Here is a 14,565-nt window from a genome sequence, read left to right on the forward strand (position 1 = left end):
CAATGTGTGGTTCACCCTCCGGTGACCGTGCGGATCGACTTTTCCAACCCCTCAACGAGGAAGTCGATTTCCTCCGCAGTGATGGCAAGGGGCGGAAAAATGACAATGACATTGCCGAGGGGCCGCAAAAAGACGCCGTGCGAGCGTGCTTCCAGGCAGACACGGACCCCCACTCGGTCTTCCCAGTCGAACGGTTCTTTCGTTGCCCGGTCCCGCACCAGTTCCACGGCGGCGATCATGCCGCACTGCCGTATATCTCCCACGTGCTTAAGTTCAACCAATCCCTGAAGTCTTTCTTGCAACAGATCGATCTTGCGGGGTAGCTTTTCGAGAAGCCGGTCGCTCTCAAACAGGTCGAGGCTCGCCAGGGCCACGGCGCAGCCGAGGGGGTTTCCCGTGAAGGTGTGGCCGTGGAAAAAGGTCTTCATCTCCCGGTATTCGCCCAGGAACGCATCATAGACCCGCTGGGTCGCCAGGGTGGCGGCCAGGGGCATGTAGCCGGCGGTAATTCCCTTGGAGAGTGCCATGATATCGGGAGTGACCCCTTCGCGCCCACATGCGAACATGGCACCGGTGCGGCCGAAGCCCACGGCGACTTCGTCGGCGATCATCAGGATGTCGTGTCGATCGCAGAGCTCCCGCACCCCCTTTAAAAACCCTTCGGGCTGAACGATCATTCCACCCGCACCCTGAACCAGCGGCTCGATGACGAGGCCCGCCACCTCGCCGGCATGGCTTTCCATGATCCGCTCCAGTTCCGCCAGGCATGCCATGCCGCAGGAGGCAGGGGTTCCCCGGCCCATGGGACAGCGGTAGCAGTAGGGTGCCGGCGCCTGGATGGTCGGGAAGAGCAGCGGCCGGAATACGCCGTGGAACAGATCGATGCCTCCAACGCTTACAGCACCCAGGGTGTCGCCGTGATAGGCGCTGGTGAAGGAGATGAAGCGGGATTTTTCCGTCTTCCCCTCATGGCGCCAGAACTGGAACGCCATCTTCACGCCGACTTCCACGGCAGTGGAGCCGTTGTCGGAGTAAAAGACCTTGCACAGTCCGGGCGGAGCGATCTCGGCGAGGCGTTTGGCCAGAACGGCTGCCTTGTCGTTGGTGAGCCCCAGGAGTGTCGAATGCTCCAGGCGGTCCACCTGGGCCTTGAGCGCCTCGTTGATCTCCCAGCGGCAGTGTCCGTGCACATTGGTCCAGATGGCGGCCACGCCGTCCAGGTAGCGGTTTCCTTCCGAATCGACGATCCAGGAGCCGTCCCCTTCGACGATCACCACCGGTTCGCTTTCCTCCCACTCCTTCATCTGGGTGAAGGGGTGCCAGATGTGGCGACGGTCCCATTCTCTCAGGGTCTGAGTATCATAGTCAGGCACAGCCGATCTCCCTTACCAGTATCCTGGTGGTTGGTTCCGTTGCCAGGCGCGCCGCGAGCTGTTCCACCATGGCACGTCCTCCAGCTCCCTCGATGCGGGGAAAGACGCCGAGCAGCGGTGCGCCGGAGAGCGAGTCGATCAGGTGCGGCGCGTATTCCTCGGCCATGTCCGGCGACTCGGGATAGCTGTTGACGATGACCCCGCGCACATCCAGTCCGAGCTGGCGCGCGGCATAACAGGTGAGAACCGTGTGGTTGATGGTTCCCAGATTCGGACGGGCCACCACGAGAAGCGATAGTTTCAGGAGGCTCATCAGGTCCGCCACCAGCATGCCACCCGACAGGGGGACCATGAGCCCCCCGGCACCCTCGATGATGACGAAGTCATGCCGTTGCCGCAGTGTTTCATAGGCATCCTTCAAGTGATTGAAATCGATCTTGACACCTTCGCGGCTGGCGGCCACGGACGGAGCGATCGGGGTGCGAAGGCGGTAGGGAGCGCAGGCTTCATCTAGGGGAACCCCGGCGGCCCAGGCGAGCAATTCGGCATCTTCGGAGATCAGGGTGCCGTCGCGTTCAATGCAGCCGCTGGTAACCGGCTTCATCACGCCCACGTTTACACCCCGGTCTCGCAGCAGGCGTGCGATGGTCGCTGCTACGATTGTTTTGCCCACGCCGGTATCGGTTCCGGTAATGAAAATTCCTCTCTCAGCCATTGCATTGCCTCACTGTAAGCCCCAGGTCGTCCAGCATCTGCCAGTCCTGCTCGGGCGGACGACCGGTGGTGGTAAGATAGTTGCCGATCATGGTACCGCTTGCCCCGGCAAAAAACATCCACGACTGCAGGTCCCTCAGGTTGCGCTCACGGCCTCCGCAAACCGCGATTTTCCGGTCCGGAAGGATGAGACGGTACACGGCGATGGTCTTGAGGCATTCGAGCGGGGTAATTCGGTCCGCACCGGCCAGAGGCGTCCCTTCGATGGGGTTCAGGAAGTTGAGAGGGATCGAATCCACGTCGAGTTCGCGCAGTGTGAGGGCCATTTCAACCCGTTGCTCCGGGGTTTCTCCCAGGCCGAAAATGCCGCCGCAACATACCTTCAGTCCTGCCCGCTTCGCGACTCGTACTGTTTCCACATCCTCTTCGTAATCATGGGTGGTGCAGACGTTCGGGAAGAAGCTGCGGGCTGTTTCAAGATTGTGATGATAGGTTACGGCTCCGGCCTCGCGAAGCGCCAGGGCGGTTTCGTAGTCGATGACGCCGAGAGAGCAGGACGGCTCTATGGCCGTCTCCCGGCAGATGCGCCGCAGGGCCCGGCAGATTCGGTCCAGCTCTTCGCCGCGCGAGATGGCAGAGCCGCTGGTTACGATGCCGAAGCAATGGGATCCGGCCTCTGCTGCTTCCCTGGCGCAGGCGATGATCCGTTCCTCGTCGACGAGAGGGTACACGGGCGCGTTGGTGGCGTGGTGGGCCGATTGGGCGCAGAACGCGCAGTTTTCCGGGCAGCGGCCCGATTTGGCGTTAATGATGGAGCACAAGTCCACGCCGGTACCGAGGAAATGATCGCGGACGCGACTGGCCGCCAGGAAGAGGGCGTTGGCATTGGTGCCTTCCAGCAGAAGCAGCTCGTGGGCTTCATCTTTGTCGAGAGCGTTTCCTTCGATGATGCGATTTGCAAGTGATTCAAGGTAGTTGATCATTGTGTGTGGTTCCTCCGCATCCCTGGATTACCATAGGCGGCCGGGCATTGTCAACCGATGTGTGGTGCTTGGTTGACAATGCCCGGCAGAATACGGATTATGTCGATTTGGTACATCAAAATAATTACTTGCATTTCCTCCCAACGCATGTTAAACATTTGTTTCAAGTAAATCGTTCACTAGAAAGTGAGCTCAGCAGCTCACTTTTTTTATTTTGAGGTTTTTGATTCATGCAGAAGGATGATGTTGTCAGTCGGATAACCTCGGTCGCCGAGCAGGTACTTATCCCTCAGGGGTTGGAGCTTGTGGAGGTGGAGTACAAACGCGAAGGGCGGCAGATGATTCTGCGTCTCTTTGTCGACAAGCCGGGTGGAATAAGTCTTGACGACTGCGCCGCGGTCAGTCGTGAGTTGTCCGAAATCCTCGATGTGGAAGATTTTATTCGTGAGCATTACACGCTGGAGGTTTCATCGCCCGGCCTCAATCGTCCCCTGAAGAAGGAGGCGGATTACGAGCGTTATTCCGGGCGCCTTGTCAAGGTGCGCACGTTCGAGCTCCTGGCGGATGAAGAGGGGAACCGGCGCAAGACGTTTCTGGGTGATCTCGTTGGTCTCTCTGGCGGGGTCGTCACCCTTACGCTTCGGGAAGGGCAGTTGGCCCGCATCCCTCTGGATAAAATAGCTAAAGCTAACCTGGAATTCGAGTTTTAGAAAGATCAGCTCAAGGAGATTGGACGTGGAAACGACCTTCAACCTAAAGCACATTATTGACCAGATCGTCAAGGAGAAGGGGATTGACCGGCACATCGTCGTGGAAGCCCTGGAACAGGCGGTACTCACTGCTGCGAACAAGAAGTTCCGCAATACCCGTGATCTTGAGGCCCACTATAACCCGGAAGTTGGCGAGGTTGAACTCTTCGAGTTCGTTACCGTGGTCGACGAGGTTCAGGATTCCTACAAGGAAATCGACATGGAAGAGGCCCGGGAGATCGACCCTGACGTGGAAGTGGGCGACTCTCTCGGCATGAAGCTGGATGCAAGCGGTTTTACCCGTATCGCCGCCCAGACCGCCAAGCAGGTCATCATCCAGAAGGTGCGCGAGGCGGAGCGGGAAACTATTTTCAACGAGTTCAAGGACCGGATCGGTGAACTGGTGACCGGTGTTGTACGCCGTTTTGAAAAAGGTGATCTGGTGATCGATCTCGGGCGCGCCGAAGCGATGCTTTCCCACAAGGAGCAGGCGCCGCGCGAGGTGTATCGCCAGGGTGATCGCGTTAAGACTCTGATCACCGATATCCGGATGACCCCCAAGGGGCCCCAGATCGTTCTGTCGCGCACCCATCCCGGCGTCCTTGCCAAGCTTTTCGAGGCGGAGGTCCCGGAGATCGCCGAGGGAATCGTTGAGATCAAGGCGGTTGTGCGTGAGCCGGGCAGCCGGGCCAAGATCGCCGTCTACTCACATGATTCCGATGTGGATCCCGTTGGCGCCTGCGTGGGTATGCGGGGTAGCCGCGTGCAGAATGTGGTGTCCGAGCTGAGGGGCGAAAAGATCGACATCATTCCCTGGTCCGAGGATGCGGCCCGCTTTGCGTGCAATGCGCTGCAACCGGCGGTGGTGTCGAAGGTGTACATTGACGACGAGAACCGGTCCATGGAGATAATCGTCGCTGACGATCAACTGTCGCTGGCTATCGGCAAAAAAGGGCAGAACGTGCGGCTTGCCGCAAAGCTCACCGGCTGGCGCATCGACATCAAGAGCGAAACCACTGCTGCCGAGGCGGAACTGCTCCAGTATTCCTCCTATGATGGGGCCACCGAAGAGGTTGCTGAAGAGGCCGCCCAAGCCGTTGAGGCCGAGGGGGAAGCGGTTGCAGAGGAGCAGGTGGAAGCCTAGGGCATGGGAAAGGACGAACCGCGCAGATCCTGCATCGGTTGTCGGCAAGAGAGAGGCAAGGGCGAACTGCTCCGCTTCGTTCTTGATCCCGAGGGTAGGGTGGTCCCGGATATTGTTGCCAAACTTCCCGGACGCGGGGCGTATACGTGTCCTGATCCCGCCTGTGTACGTGCAGCAATAGCGCGGAAACAGTTTGCGCGAGCCTTCAAGGGGGAGGGCAGTGTTGCACCTGTAGATACGCTGATCTCCGAGATACGGTTACGCCTTGAGGAGCGGATAGCCTCTTATGTGGCCCTGGCCAACAAGGCGGGCAAGGTCGTGTCGGGCAGCGACACGGTGATGGAGCGTCTTCGGCGCGGCGACCGGCTTGGCCTCGTGATTCTCACGGAAGATATTTCCGCTGATATCGGCGAAAAGGTGACTCACCTGGCCGAGCGGTATCAGATACCCTGTTTTCGTCTCTTGGACAAAGATCGGATCGGCGCTCTTCTCGGCAAGGGATTGCGGAGTGTCGTCGCAATCGGGGAGAGCGGATTTGTCCCGTCCATTCTCAAAGAATTAGAACGTTACGGTAATTTCCTTGATGGGGGTGCGGTTGATGAGCAAAACCCACGTGTATGAACTGGCAAAGAAGATGGGTATTGAAAATAAGGAGCTCCTTACCCGACTCAAGAGCCTTGGCATTGAGGTGAAAAACCACCTGTCGGTGCTGGAGGAAGACGAGATTCTAAAGGTAACTGCGCCGCCTGCCGCTCCCCCGAAGAGTGGCCCCCAGGAAGAAGTGCGGGTGACGACGACCGTTATCCGCCGTCGCCGTGTGGCGGAGGCCGCTCCTGCCGAAACGCCGGCCGAGGCCGTTGCCTCTCCGGTTGAAAGTGCGCCTGCTCCGGTGGAAGACGAGGAAGCCAAGGAGACCGTCGCTACGGCACTGCCTGTTGTCGAGCCGTCAGTGGCACATGAGCCCGAGGCCGTCTCGGCGGAAGTGCCGGTAGTCGCTGCCGTCGAACCTGCATCCGAACCCCAGGTCGTGCAAAAGGCCCCGGTTGCGCCTGCCGCCCCTTTGGTTGATGACAAGCCGACGGCCAACAGAGCACGGATTCTTGGCCGGGTCGAACTCCCCGGCATCACGACCCCCGCACCCAAGCCTGCGGACAGACGTGAAGCAACAGCTCCCAAGAAGCGGATCGAAGAGCGTATCATGACTCCCTCTCCGACCGAACGTCCGGCGCCTGCGGGCGATGACCGCCGCAAGGCGGGAACTCCTCCCCCGCCGCCTCGCAAGGGCAAGGAGTTCGTTGCTCCGGCCGAGCCCGAAAGGGGAGCCAAAAAACCCGGCGGAGGCGGTGCGGGCAAGAAAAAAGAAGCGTTTAAGAAAACAGAACTTCTCGAAAAGCGCGAACGGATCTTTGAGCCCGGGCCAAAGACGGGTAAAGGCAAGAAGCGCGAGAGGGAAATGGTTTCTCTCGGCAGAAAGACCGAGATTACGGTGCCCAAGGCGATCAAGCGGATCATCAAGATCTCCGAGTCGATTACCGTGGGCGAGTTGGCCAAGCGGATGGGGATCAAGGCGACCGATCTTATCCGTGTCCTCATGAAAATGGGGATGATGGTCACCATAAACCATCCCCTTGACGTGGACACCGCCACCTTGGTTGCGGCCGAATTCGGGTACGAGATCGAGAACGTTGCAATCGATGTGGACGAAATGCTCGAATCGGTGCCCGATGCGCCCGAGAGCCTCAGGAAGCGACCGCCGGTGGTCACCATCATGGGACACGTCGATCACGGCAAGACGTCGCTTCTGGATGCAATTCGCGAAGCCAACGTCATCGCCGGCGAAGCCGGCGGCATTACCCAGCACATCGGTGCCTACGACGTGGAGTTGAATGGCCGGAAGATCACCTTCCTCGATACGCCGGGCCACGAGGCATTTACTGCCATGCGCGCCCGCGGTGCCAAGGTTACTGACATCGTCATCCTCGTTGTAGCCGCCGATGACGGCGTGATGCCCCAGACCCGCGAGGCGGTGAACCACTCCAAGGCCGCCGGTGTTCCTATCATCGTCGCCATCAACAAGATCGACAAGCCCGAGGCAAAACCCGAACGGGTGAAGCAGGAGCTCATGGAGTTCGGTCTGGTTTCCGAGGAGTGGGGTGGGGAGACAATTTTTGTTGAAGTTTCGGCGAAGAAGAGGGTCAATCTTCCGGAACTGCTCGAAATGGTACTTCTCCAGGCCGACGTGATGGACCTTAAGGCCAATCCGGACAAGGACGCTCGCGGCACCATCGTTGAGGCAAAGCTCGACCGTGGCCGCGGCCCTGTTGCCACGGTACTCGTTCAAGAGGGAACGCTCAAGGTCGGGGATTACTTCGTGGCCGGCGTCCACTCGGGAAGAGTCCGCGCCATGCAGAACGATCGGGGCGATAAGGTCACCGAAGCCGGCCCCTCCATGCCGGTGGAAGTTATCGGTTTCACCGGGGTCCCTGATGCGGGCGACGTGTTTATCAGTCTTGTCGACGAGAAGCGTGCCAAGGAAATCGCCTCCCATCGTCAGCAGAAGTTTCGTGAAACCGAACTTGCCAAGCACAGCAAGATGTCGCTGGAACAACTCTACGACAAGATACAGAAGGGCGAGGTCAAGGATCTCAACGCCATCGTCAAGGCCGACGTCCAGGGATCCGTGGAGGCGGTTTCGGAATCGCTGCGCAAGCTCTCCACCGACGCGGTGCGGCTCAACGTCATCCACTCCTCGGTCGGCGCCATCACCGAAACCGACGTCAACCTGGCCTCGGCGTCCAACGCCATCATCCTCGGCTTCAACGTCCGGCCCGAGCCGAAGGCATCCGCCCTTGCCGAGAAGGAAGGGGTCGATATCCGTCTCTATAACATCATCTACGATGCTGTGGAGGATATCAAAAAGGCCATGGAGGGACTCCTCGAGCCGACCTTGCGCGAGAAGTATCTGGGACGGGCAGAGGTCCGGGAAGTTTTCTCGGTGCCCAAGGTCGGTAACGTGGCGGGATGTTACGTCCAGGACGGCAAGATGATCCGCAACGCCCAAGTGCGGCTGCTGCGGGACAACGTGGTCATCTACGAAGGCAAGATGTCCAGTCTGCGCCGCTTCAAGGACGATGTCAAAGAGGTTGCCACCGGCTACGAGTGCGGTATCGGCCTTGAGAACTACAACGATATCAAGGTTGGTGACGTCATTGAGGATTTCGAGATCGAGAAGATCGCCACCACCCTGTAGAAAGGGAACAGTATGCGCACGACGGTTCCGGAGTCCGGTGGCCGCCGTGCGCTTCGGGCCGTACCTATGTTCAACCGTTCTGAAAAAGTAGCCGAGGCGATCCATGAACTCGTGTCGGGGCTTATCGTCAAGGGGATGAAGGATCCGCGCATCGGGTTCATCACCATTACTGGCGTAAAGGTTACCGATGACATACGCCAGGCGACCATCTATTACACGGTCATGGGTGATGACGAAGCCAGGGCCTCGACGGCACGCGGACTTGCAAGTGCAACCGGTTTCCTGCGCCGGGAGATCGGCAAGCAGCTCAGGCTCAAATTCGCACCGGAGCTCCACTTCAAATACGACCAGTCAATCGAGTACGGCAACCGGATCGATCAACTGCTGAAAGATATCGAGACTGAGAAAGGTTCCGATGATTGAAAGCATTCTTCGTGAAATTCGGATTCACCGTAGTTTTCTGATCACCACTCACGAGAATCCTGACGGCGATGCGGTCGGGTCGTCCCTTGCCCTTGCAGGTTACCTCAAGCGCTTGGGCAAGGATGTTACCGTTCATTTCTGTGACCCCGTGCCCGAGCTGTACCGCTTTCTCCCTTTGGCCGACAGTGTCCGGCAGGACCTACCGGATCAGGATTTCGACGTATGCTTCGTTCTCGATGTGGGGGAATTTCGCCGAGCCGGCAAACTGGTAAACGACTGCCGCCGCATCAGCATGTTCATCAACATTGACCACCACCTCACCTGTGACCGTTTCGGCACCATTAATTACATAGATTCTGCAGCCGCAGCCAGCGGAGTTCTGGTCTACCGCCTTATCAAGGCAGCCGGTCACGATATCGACTACGATACGGCCCTGGCACTCTATACTTCCATAATCACCGATACCGGTTCTTTCCGCTACTCGAACGCAAACCCCGAGGCCTTTGCCATTGCGGGCGAGCTGGTCGCCACGGGTATCAATACGTGGTCCATTGCCGAGAAGCTCTATGAAAGCCAGCCGCGCCAGCGTCTGGAACTCCTTGCGCTGGCCCTTTCGACGCTTTCTTTCTCCGCCAACGGGGATTGCGCCTCAATCACCGTGACACTTGACATGTACGAGAAGGTTGGCGCCTGCGCTGAACTGACTGACGGTTTCGTCAACTACCCCCGTTCGATCAGGGGGGTGGAAGTCGCCGTTTTCTTCCGTGAGATCCAGCCCCATTTGTTCAAGGTAGGATTCCGTTCCAAGGGCAAGATCGATGTGTCGAGACTTGCCGCAGCCTTTGGTGGCGGCGGGCACCACAACGCGGCCGGCTGTTCCCTGACCGGTGATTTGGCCGAAGTCAGAAGGCGGGTGTTCGACCATCTGGAGACCGCTCTCTGATTTTCATGGACGGCTTTATCGTCATCGACAAACCGGTTGGTCTCACCTCCCATGATGTGGTTTCGAGAGTCAGGCGAATCCTTCGGCAGAAGAAGGCCGGTCACACCGGCACGCTTGATCCATTTGCCACCGGCGTTCTGCCGGTTGCTGTCGGCGAGGGGACAAAAGCGATCCCCTATCTGGATGAATCAACCAAAGTATACCGCGCCACGCTGATCCTTGGCGCTGCCACCGATACCCAGGACCACACCGGTCAGGTTGTTCATGCCGGCGACTGGCGGCACCTGGGGCCTCAGACGGTTTGTGATGTCGTTTCCTCGTTCACGGGGAAACTCAGCCAGTTACCCCCCATGTTTTCGGCACTCAAGCGCGATGGCGTCCCCCTTTACAAACTCGCCCGCACCGGCAGGGAAGTCGAGCGCGAACCCCGTGAGATAGAGGTCTTCTCATTGGTTATTGACGCTGTCGATCTGCCTCTGGTGACGTTTACCCTGTCCTGTTCGCGCGGGACCTACGTCCGGACATTGGCCCACGACATGGGTGAGCGCCTTGGCTGTGGCGCTCACCTGACGGCGTTGCGTCGGTTGAGCAGCGGCCTCTTCAATCTGGACCGGGCCGTATCCCTTGAGCGGCTTAAAGAGTTGGCGGAAACCGGCAGCCTTGCCGATGTCCTTATGTCGCCATCCGACGCCTTGGGTCATCTTTATGCGTTGCCGCTCACCGCCCAGGGAGCGGAGCGTGTCAGGCGCGGCATGGCCCCTTGCCGTGAGGATTTTGAGCACGGGGCGGGTGCGGGAATCCCGGCGGGAATACGTCTGCGTTTGCTGAGAGATGGAATTATTGTTGCTGTGGCGGATTCTCTTGCCGGTCTTTGGTCCAGTGATACCAAAAACCTAAGGCTTTTAAGGGTGTTTAACTAGGTTTTCCCCTTTACACGGGGCACCCTTTGTGGTACAAACACACTTTGCTGATCGTTCTGGCGCAGTAGTGCGCCGCCATGCATCACATACTCATAATCCCTTAGTAAAGGAGGTGTTGCAAACGTGCTGGTGACTGACAAAAAGAAAGAGATTATCACAACCCATAAGCTTCACGACAGTGATACGGGCTCTCCCGAGGTGCAGATCGCGCTTCTTACCGAGCGGATCATCTATCTTACCGAGCACTTCAAGGTGCACAAGAAGGATCACCACAGCCGCCGCGGACTTCTGAAGATCGTCGGCCAGAGAAGAAGGCTCCTCGACTATCTCAAGATGAAAGACGTCGAGAGGTATCGGTCGATCATCGAGAAGCTCGGCATTCGCCGCTAAGATGAGGCAGTATACTCCGCGCCGGGGTATATTGCCTCTCCTTTTTCTGACCTTTGTCCTCACTGTCGTGCCGTGCGATTGTCATCGCTTCCAGGCAGAATAGTGGTGGATACTGTGGTGCTAGCGGTTTTTGGAGATGGGCCTGATGGCCCATTTATTTTGTCTGTTGGGGGCGTGGATGGAACGACTGATTGCATTCCTCAGTCGCTCCATCGACGGCCCCAACGTACCTATTTACACAGGCTGGGAGGCCAACGAACATGATGGAACACACTATGACTGAACACAAGGTTAACGTAGAATTCGGCGGGCGGATAATAACGATCGCAACGGGTAAGTGGGCCAAGCAGGCCAGTGGCGCCGTGGTGGTTAGCTGCGGAGACACAGTGGTTCTCGTGACTGCTGTAGCAACCAAGTCGGCCCGCGAAGGACAGGACTTTTTCCCTCTGACGGTGAATTATCAGGAGAAAGCGTATGCCGGCGGCAAGATTCCCGGCGGCTTCTTCAAGCGTGAAGGGCGTCCCTCCGACAACGAGACTCTCACGTGCCGCTTTATCGATCGTCCGATCCGTCCGCTTTTCCCTGAGAGTTTTCTGAACGATACCCAGATCATGGCGACTGTCGTCTCGGCGGACCAGGATAACGATCCCGGCATCCTTGCCATGATCGGCGCGTCTGCTGCCCTTGAGGTCTCCGATATACCGTTCCTCGGCCCCATCGCCGGCGTCAAGGTTGGGCGCGTGGACGGCCAGTTCGTATGCAATCCCACGGTAGAGCAACTGGAGAAAAGCGATCTTGAAATCGTTGTTGCGGCGAGCCGCGATGCGGTCATCATGGTAGAGGGGGGGGCTGCAGAGGCGTCCGAAAAGGATGTCCTGGAAGCTATTTTCTTCGGTCACGCCGCTGTTCAGCCGATTATTGAGGCCCAGACCGATCTCCGTAAGCTGGCTGGTGTTCCCAAGCGCGAGGTTGCGGCCAAGTCTGTTGATGAGGCCCTGAAGGCTCGGGTCAAGGATCTTGCCTATGCCGGTATCAAGGAGGCCGTCCGGATCGTCGCCAAGCAGGAACGTCACAACCGCATCAGCGAGATCACTGCGCAAACCCTTGAAACACTTCTGCCCGAGTATGAAGGCCGCGAATCGGAAATTAAGGGGTTCCTCGGCGACTTCGAGTATGAACTCGTCCGTGAGCACATCATCAAGGATGGCTACCGCATTGACGGTCGGGATACCACAACCATCCGTCCTATCAGCATTGAGGTCGGCATGCTGCCGCGTGCCCACGGCTCCGCTCTCTTCACCCGTGGTGAAACCCAGGCGCTCGTGGCATCAACTCTCGGGACTTCCATTGACGAACAGCGGATTGATTCACTGTACGGCGAGACCCGCAAGCGCTTCCTCCTTCACTACAACTTCCCGCCGTTCTCGGTCGGGGAAACGAGCTTCCGCCTTGCTCCTGGCCGGCGCGAAATCGGCCACGGCATGCTGGCCGAAAGAGCTCTTGAGCGCGTCGTACCCAAGCACGAGGATTTCCCGTACACCATCAGAATTGTCTCCGATATCCTCGAGAGCAACGGTTCCTCCTCCATGGCAACCGTGTGCGGCGGCGCACTGGCGATGATGGATGCAGGCGTGCCGATCAAGGCTCCGGTGGCCGGTATCGCCATGGGCCTCATCAAGGAAGGGGAGGGCATCGCCATCCTTTCTGACATTCTCGGTGATGAGGATCATCTTGGCGATATGGATTTCAAGGTGGCCGGCACCGAAACAGGGGTAACCGCCATCCAGATGGACATCAAGATCACCGGTGTCACTCGCGAGATCATGGAGAAAGCACTGCTGCAGGCCCGTGACGGCAGACTCCACATCCTGGGCAAGATGAATCAGTCCATTGCCGCTCCGCGGACTGATCTCTCACCCTATGCTCCCCGCATCACCACCATCTGGGTCAAGACCGACAAGATCCGCGACGTAATCGGGGCCGGAGGAAAGAACATCCGCGGCATCACCGAGGCGACCGGCGTATCCATCGATATCGAGGACAGTGGCCGCATCAATATTGCCAGCACCAGCAAGGAGGCCTGCGACAAGGCTATCAAGATGATTCGTGACCTCACGGCCGAGGCCGAAGAGGGCAAGCTCTACATGGGCACCGTCAAGAAAGTCATGGATTTCGGCGCATTCGTGGAAATCTTCCCCGGCACCGACGGACTTGTCCATATATCCGAACTGGACACCGAGCGAGTGAAGAACGTCACCGATGTGCTCAATGAGGGCGACAAGGTGCTGGTGAAGTGTATCGGTATAGACAAGCAGGGCAAGATAAAGCTGTCGCGGAAAGAGGCGCTCGGCGCCGTACTGCCCGAATAGGGCCGGCGCTGGCATAATCCTCCAACCGGGGTATAGTTTTATCTATGGTCAATAAAACAATCCTCGACAATGGCGTGCGGATCATTTCCGAGTACATGCCCCACGTCCATTCTGTCTCCATTGGTATCTGGGTGGCCAACGGCTCCCGCCATGAACGGCGGGAGCACAATGGCGTTGCTCACTTTGTCGAGCACCTGATGTTCAAGGGAACTGAACGGCGCAACGCCCTCGATATCGCGCGTGAAATTGATTCGGTGGGCGGCGTGCTCAATGCGTTTACGAGCCGCGAGTATGTCTGTTATTACGCCAAGGTTCTCGATAAATTCCTTCCCAAAACCATTGATCTTCTTGCCGATATCTTTCTCAATTCAATCTTCGATTCCGAAGAGATTGAGAAGGAGCGAAAGGTGGTTCTCCAGGAAATCAGCATGCTGGAGGATACACCGGATGATTACGTCCACGATCTGTTCCACCGGAGCTTCTGGCGGGGGCATCCTCTCGGCATGTCGATTCTCGGCAGCGTAGAAAGCATCGAAGGGCTTTCCCGGGATGCGATCATTACTCACCTTAAAGAGAAATACCGCTCCGACGACATCATCATTGCCGTGGCCGGCAACGTACGCCACGACGAACTCCTGAGCCTGGTGGACGGTCTTTTCGGGCGGGTGCCCGTGGGCTCAGGCCGGGATATCTGCCATCTGCCCGCCTACGAAAAGCAGGTCGAAGTGGTGGAGAAGGATTTGGAGCAGGTTCACATCTGTCTCGGCACCAAGGCCTTCCCCCAGAATCATCCTCGACGATTCGAGGTCTATCTGGTCAATACGCTCCTTGGCGGCAGTATGAGCTCCCGGTTGTTCCAGGAGATCCGTGAACGGCTGGGGCTTGCTTATTCGGTCTATTCGTACGTGGTTTCCCACACTGATGCAGGCTCTCTGGTTGTCTATGTCGGAACAAGTCCGGAAAAACTCGATGACGTGCTCGATATCACTGTTTCAGAGTTGAAGCGTCTGAAGACGGAACTTGTGCCGCTCTCCGAGTTGGAGTCGGCCAAGGAACAGATAAAAGGCAGTATTTATCTTTCATTGGAAAGTTCCGACAACAGAATGACCAAGCTCGCGAAAAACGAGATTTATTTTGGACGCTATATCCCCATCCATGAGCTGGCGGATGGATTCGACTCCGTGACGAGTCGAGGAATTCTCGAGCTTGCCGGCGAGATTTTTGACGAGCGCTATCTAACCCTCGCCCTCATGGGCAAGATTGACAGTGGTGCGTTTGATATCTCGCGACTTGCGCTTTAGGTGACC

Annotated in this window: 13 protein-coding genes; 10 read left to right on the forward strand and 3 right to left on the reverse strand. The window is 58.0% G+C overall.

What is annotated here, in order from left to right; genetic code table 11:
• Positions 1–11 precede the first annotated feature (11 nt).
• The 3 genes from bioA to bioB are packed head-to-tail and all read right to left on the reverse strand — an operon-like array spanning position 12 to position 3,070.
• Complete coding sequence (bioA, locus tag AABA48_RS05145; protein WP_286349797.1) at positions 12–1,373, reverse strand: adenosylmethionine--8-amino-7-oxononanoate transaminase; 1,362 nt, start codon at positions 1,371–1,373, stop codon at positions 12–14.
• Positions 1,366–2,088 (reverse strand): dethiobiotin synthase, encoded by a 723-nt coding sequence (bioD, locus tag AABA48_RS05150; RefSeq protein WP_286349796.1) that lies wholly within the window; start codon positions 2,086–2,088, stop codon positions 1,366–1,368. The genes bioA and bioD overlap by 8 nt, the downstream gene beginning before the upstream one ends.
• The gene (gene bioB, locus AABA48_RS05155) at positions 2,081–3,070 is read right to left on the reverse strand and encodes a biotin synthase BioB (RefSeq protein WP_286349795.1); all 990 of its coding nucleotides are present in this window, start codon (positions 3,068–3,070) and stop codon (positions 2,081–2,083) included. The genes bioD and bioB overlap by 8 nt, the downstream gene beginning before the upstream one ends.
• A 230-nt stretch (positions 3,071–3,300) precedes the next feature.
• Here bioB and rimP point away from each other — a divergent pair, with 230 nt between their 5' ends.
• The 10 genes from rimP to AABA48_RS05205 all read left to right on the forward strand — a co-directional run bounded on the left by rimP (position 3,301) and on the right by AABA48_RS05205 (position 14,559).
• The gene (gene rimP, locus AABA48_RS05160; RefSeq protein WP_286349794.1) at positions 3,301–3,780 is read left to right on the forward strand and encodes a ribosome maturation factor RimP; all 480 of its coding nucleotides are present in this window, start codon (positions 3,301–3,303) and stop codon (positions 3,778–3,780) included.
• A gap of 25 nt (positions 3,781–3,805) precedes the next feature.
• Complete coding sequence (gene nusA / locus AABA48_RS05165; protein WP_286349793.1) at positions 3,806–4,963, forward strand: transcription termination factor NusA; 1,158 nt, start codon at positions 3,806–3,808, stop codon at positions 4,961–4,963.
• A gap of 3 nt (positions 4,964–4,966) precedes the next feature.
• Positions 4,967–5,584 carry a DUF448 domain-containing protein gene (locus AABA48_RS05170; RefSeq protein WP_286349792.1) on the forward strand — a complete coding sequence of 206 codons (618 nt, stop codon included), beginning with the start codon at positions 4,967–4,969 and terminating at the stop codon, positions 5,582–5,584.
• A complete protein-coding gene (infB, locus tag AABA48_RS05175; RefSeq protein ID WP_286349791.1) occupies positions 5,562–8,213 on the forward strand; it encodes a translation initiation factor IF-2 in 2,652 nt (883 codons plus the stop codon). The genes AABA48_RS05170 and infB overlap by 23 nt, the downstream gene beginning before the upstream one ends.
• Before the next feature lie 66 nt (positions 8,214–8,279).
• Entirely contained in the window at positions 8,280–8,636 is a 357-nt protein-coding gene (locus tag AABA48_RS05180; RefSeq protein WP_338271290.1) for a ribosome-binding factor A, read from the forward strand.
• Entirely contained in the window at positions 8,629–9,579 is a 951-nt protein-coding gene (locus AABA48_RS05185) for a DHH family phosphoesterase (RefSeq protein WP_338271197.1), read from the forward strand. The genes AABA48_RS05180 and AABA48_RS05185 overlap by 8 nt, the downstream gene beginning before the upstream one ends.
• 5 nt (positions 9,580–9,584) lie before the next feature.
• Positions 9,585–10,499, forward strand: a complete 915-nt coding sequence (truB, locus tag AABA48_RS05190; protein ID WP_286349789.1) for a tRNA pseudouridine(55) synthase TruB — start codon at positions 9,585–9,587, stop codon at positions 10,497–10,499.
• A gap of 123 nt (positions 10,500–10,622) precedes the next feature.
• A complete protein-coding gene (gene rpsO / locus AABA48_RS05195) occupies positions 10,623–10,889 on the forward strand; it encodes a 30S ribosomal protein S15 (RefSeq protein WP_338271198.1) in 267 nt (88 codons plus the stop codon).
• Between the two features lie 275 nt (positions 10,890–11,164).
• Positions 11,165–13,258, forward strand: a complete 2,094-nt coding sequence (gene pnp, locus AABA48_RS05200) for a polyribonucleotide nucleotidyltransferase (protein WP_286352519.1) — start codon at positions 11,165–11,167, stop codon at positions 13,256–13,258.
• Between the two features lie 44 nt (positions 13,259–13,302).
• Positions 13,303–14,559, forward strand: coding sequence for a M16 family metallopeptidase (locus AABA48_RS05205; RefSeq protein WP_286349788.1), 1,257 nt, complete (start codon positions 13,303–13,305; stop codon positions 14,557–14,559).
• Positions 14,560–14,565: the final 6 nt, after the last annotated feature.

This window comes from Geobacter sp. 60473 (assembly GCF_036323535.1).
Taxonomy (GTDB): Bacteria; Desulfobacterota; Desulfuromonadia; order Geobacterales; family Geobacteraceae; genus Geobacter; species Geobacter sulfurreducens.

What these genes read in the sequence shown, in the direction of transcription:
- AABA48_RS05170 (WP_286349792.1), top strand. Translation starts at nt 4,967, where the DNA reads ATGGGAAAGGACGAACCGCGCAGATCCTGCATCGGTTGTCGGCAAGAG.
- truB (WP_286349789.1), top strand. Translation starts at nt 9,585, where the DNA reads ATGGACGGCTTTATCGTCATCGACAAACCGGTTGGTCTCACCTCCCAT.
- AABA48_RS05205 (WP_286349788.1), top strand. Translation starts at nt 13,303, where the DNA reads ATGGTCAATAAAACAATCCTCGACAATGGCGTGCGGATCATTTCCGAG.
- AABA48_RS05180 (WP_338271290.1), top strand. Translation starts at nt 8,280, where the DNA reads ATGTTCAACCGTTCTGAAAAAGTAGCCGAGGCGATCCATGAACTCGTG.
- infB (WP_286349791.1), top strand. Translation starts at nt 5,562, where the DNA reads ATGAGCAAAACCCACGTGTATGAACTGGCAAAGAAGATGGGTATTGAA.
- bioD (WP_286349796.1), bottom strand. Translation starts at nt 2,088, where the DNA reads ATGGCTGAGAGAGGAATTTTCATTACCGGAACCGATACCGGCGTGGGC.
- pnp (WP_286352519.1), top strand. Translation starts at nt 11,165, where the DNA reads ATGACTGAACACAAGGTTAACGTAGAATTCGGCGGGCGGATAATAACG.
- AABA48_RS05185 (WP_338271197.1), top strand. Translation starts at nt 8,629, where the DNA reads ATGATTGAAAGCATTCTTCGTGAAATTCGGATTCACCGTAGTTTTCTG.
- rimP (WP_286349794.1), top strand. Translation starts at nt 3,301, where the DNA reads ATGCAGAAGGATGATGTTGTCAGTCGGATAACCTCGGTCGCCGAGCAG.
- bioB (WP_286349795.1), bottom strand. Translation starts at nt 3,070, where the DNA reads ATGATCAACTACCTTGAATCACTTGCAAATCGCATCATCGAAGGAAAC.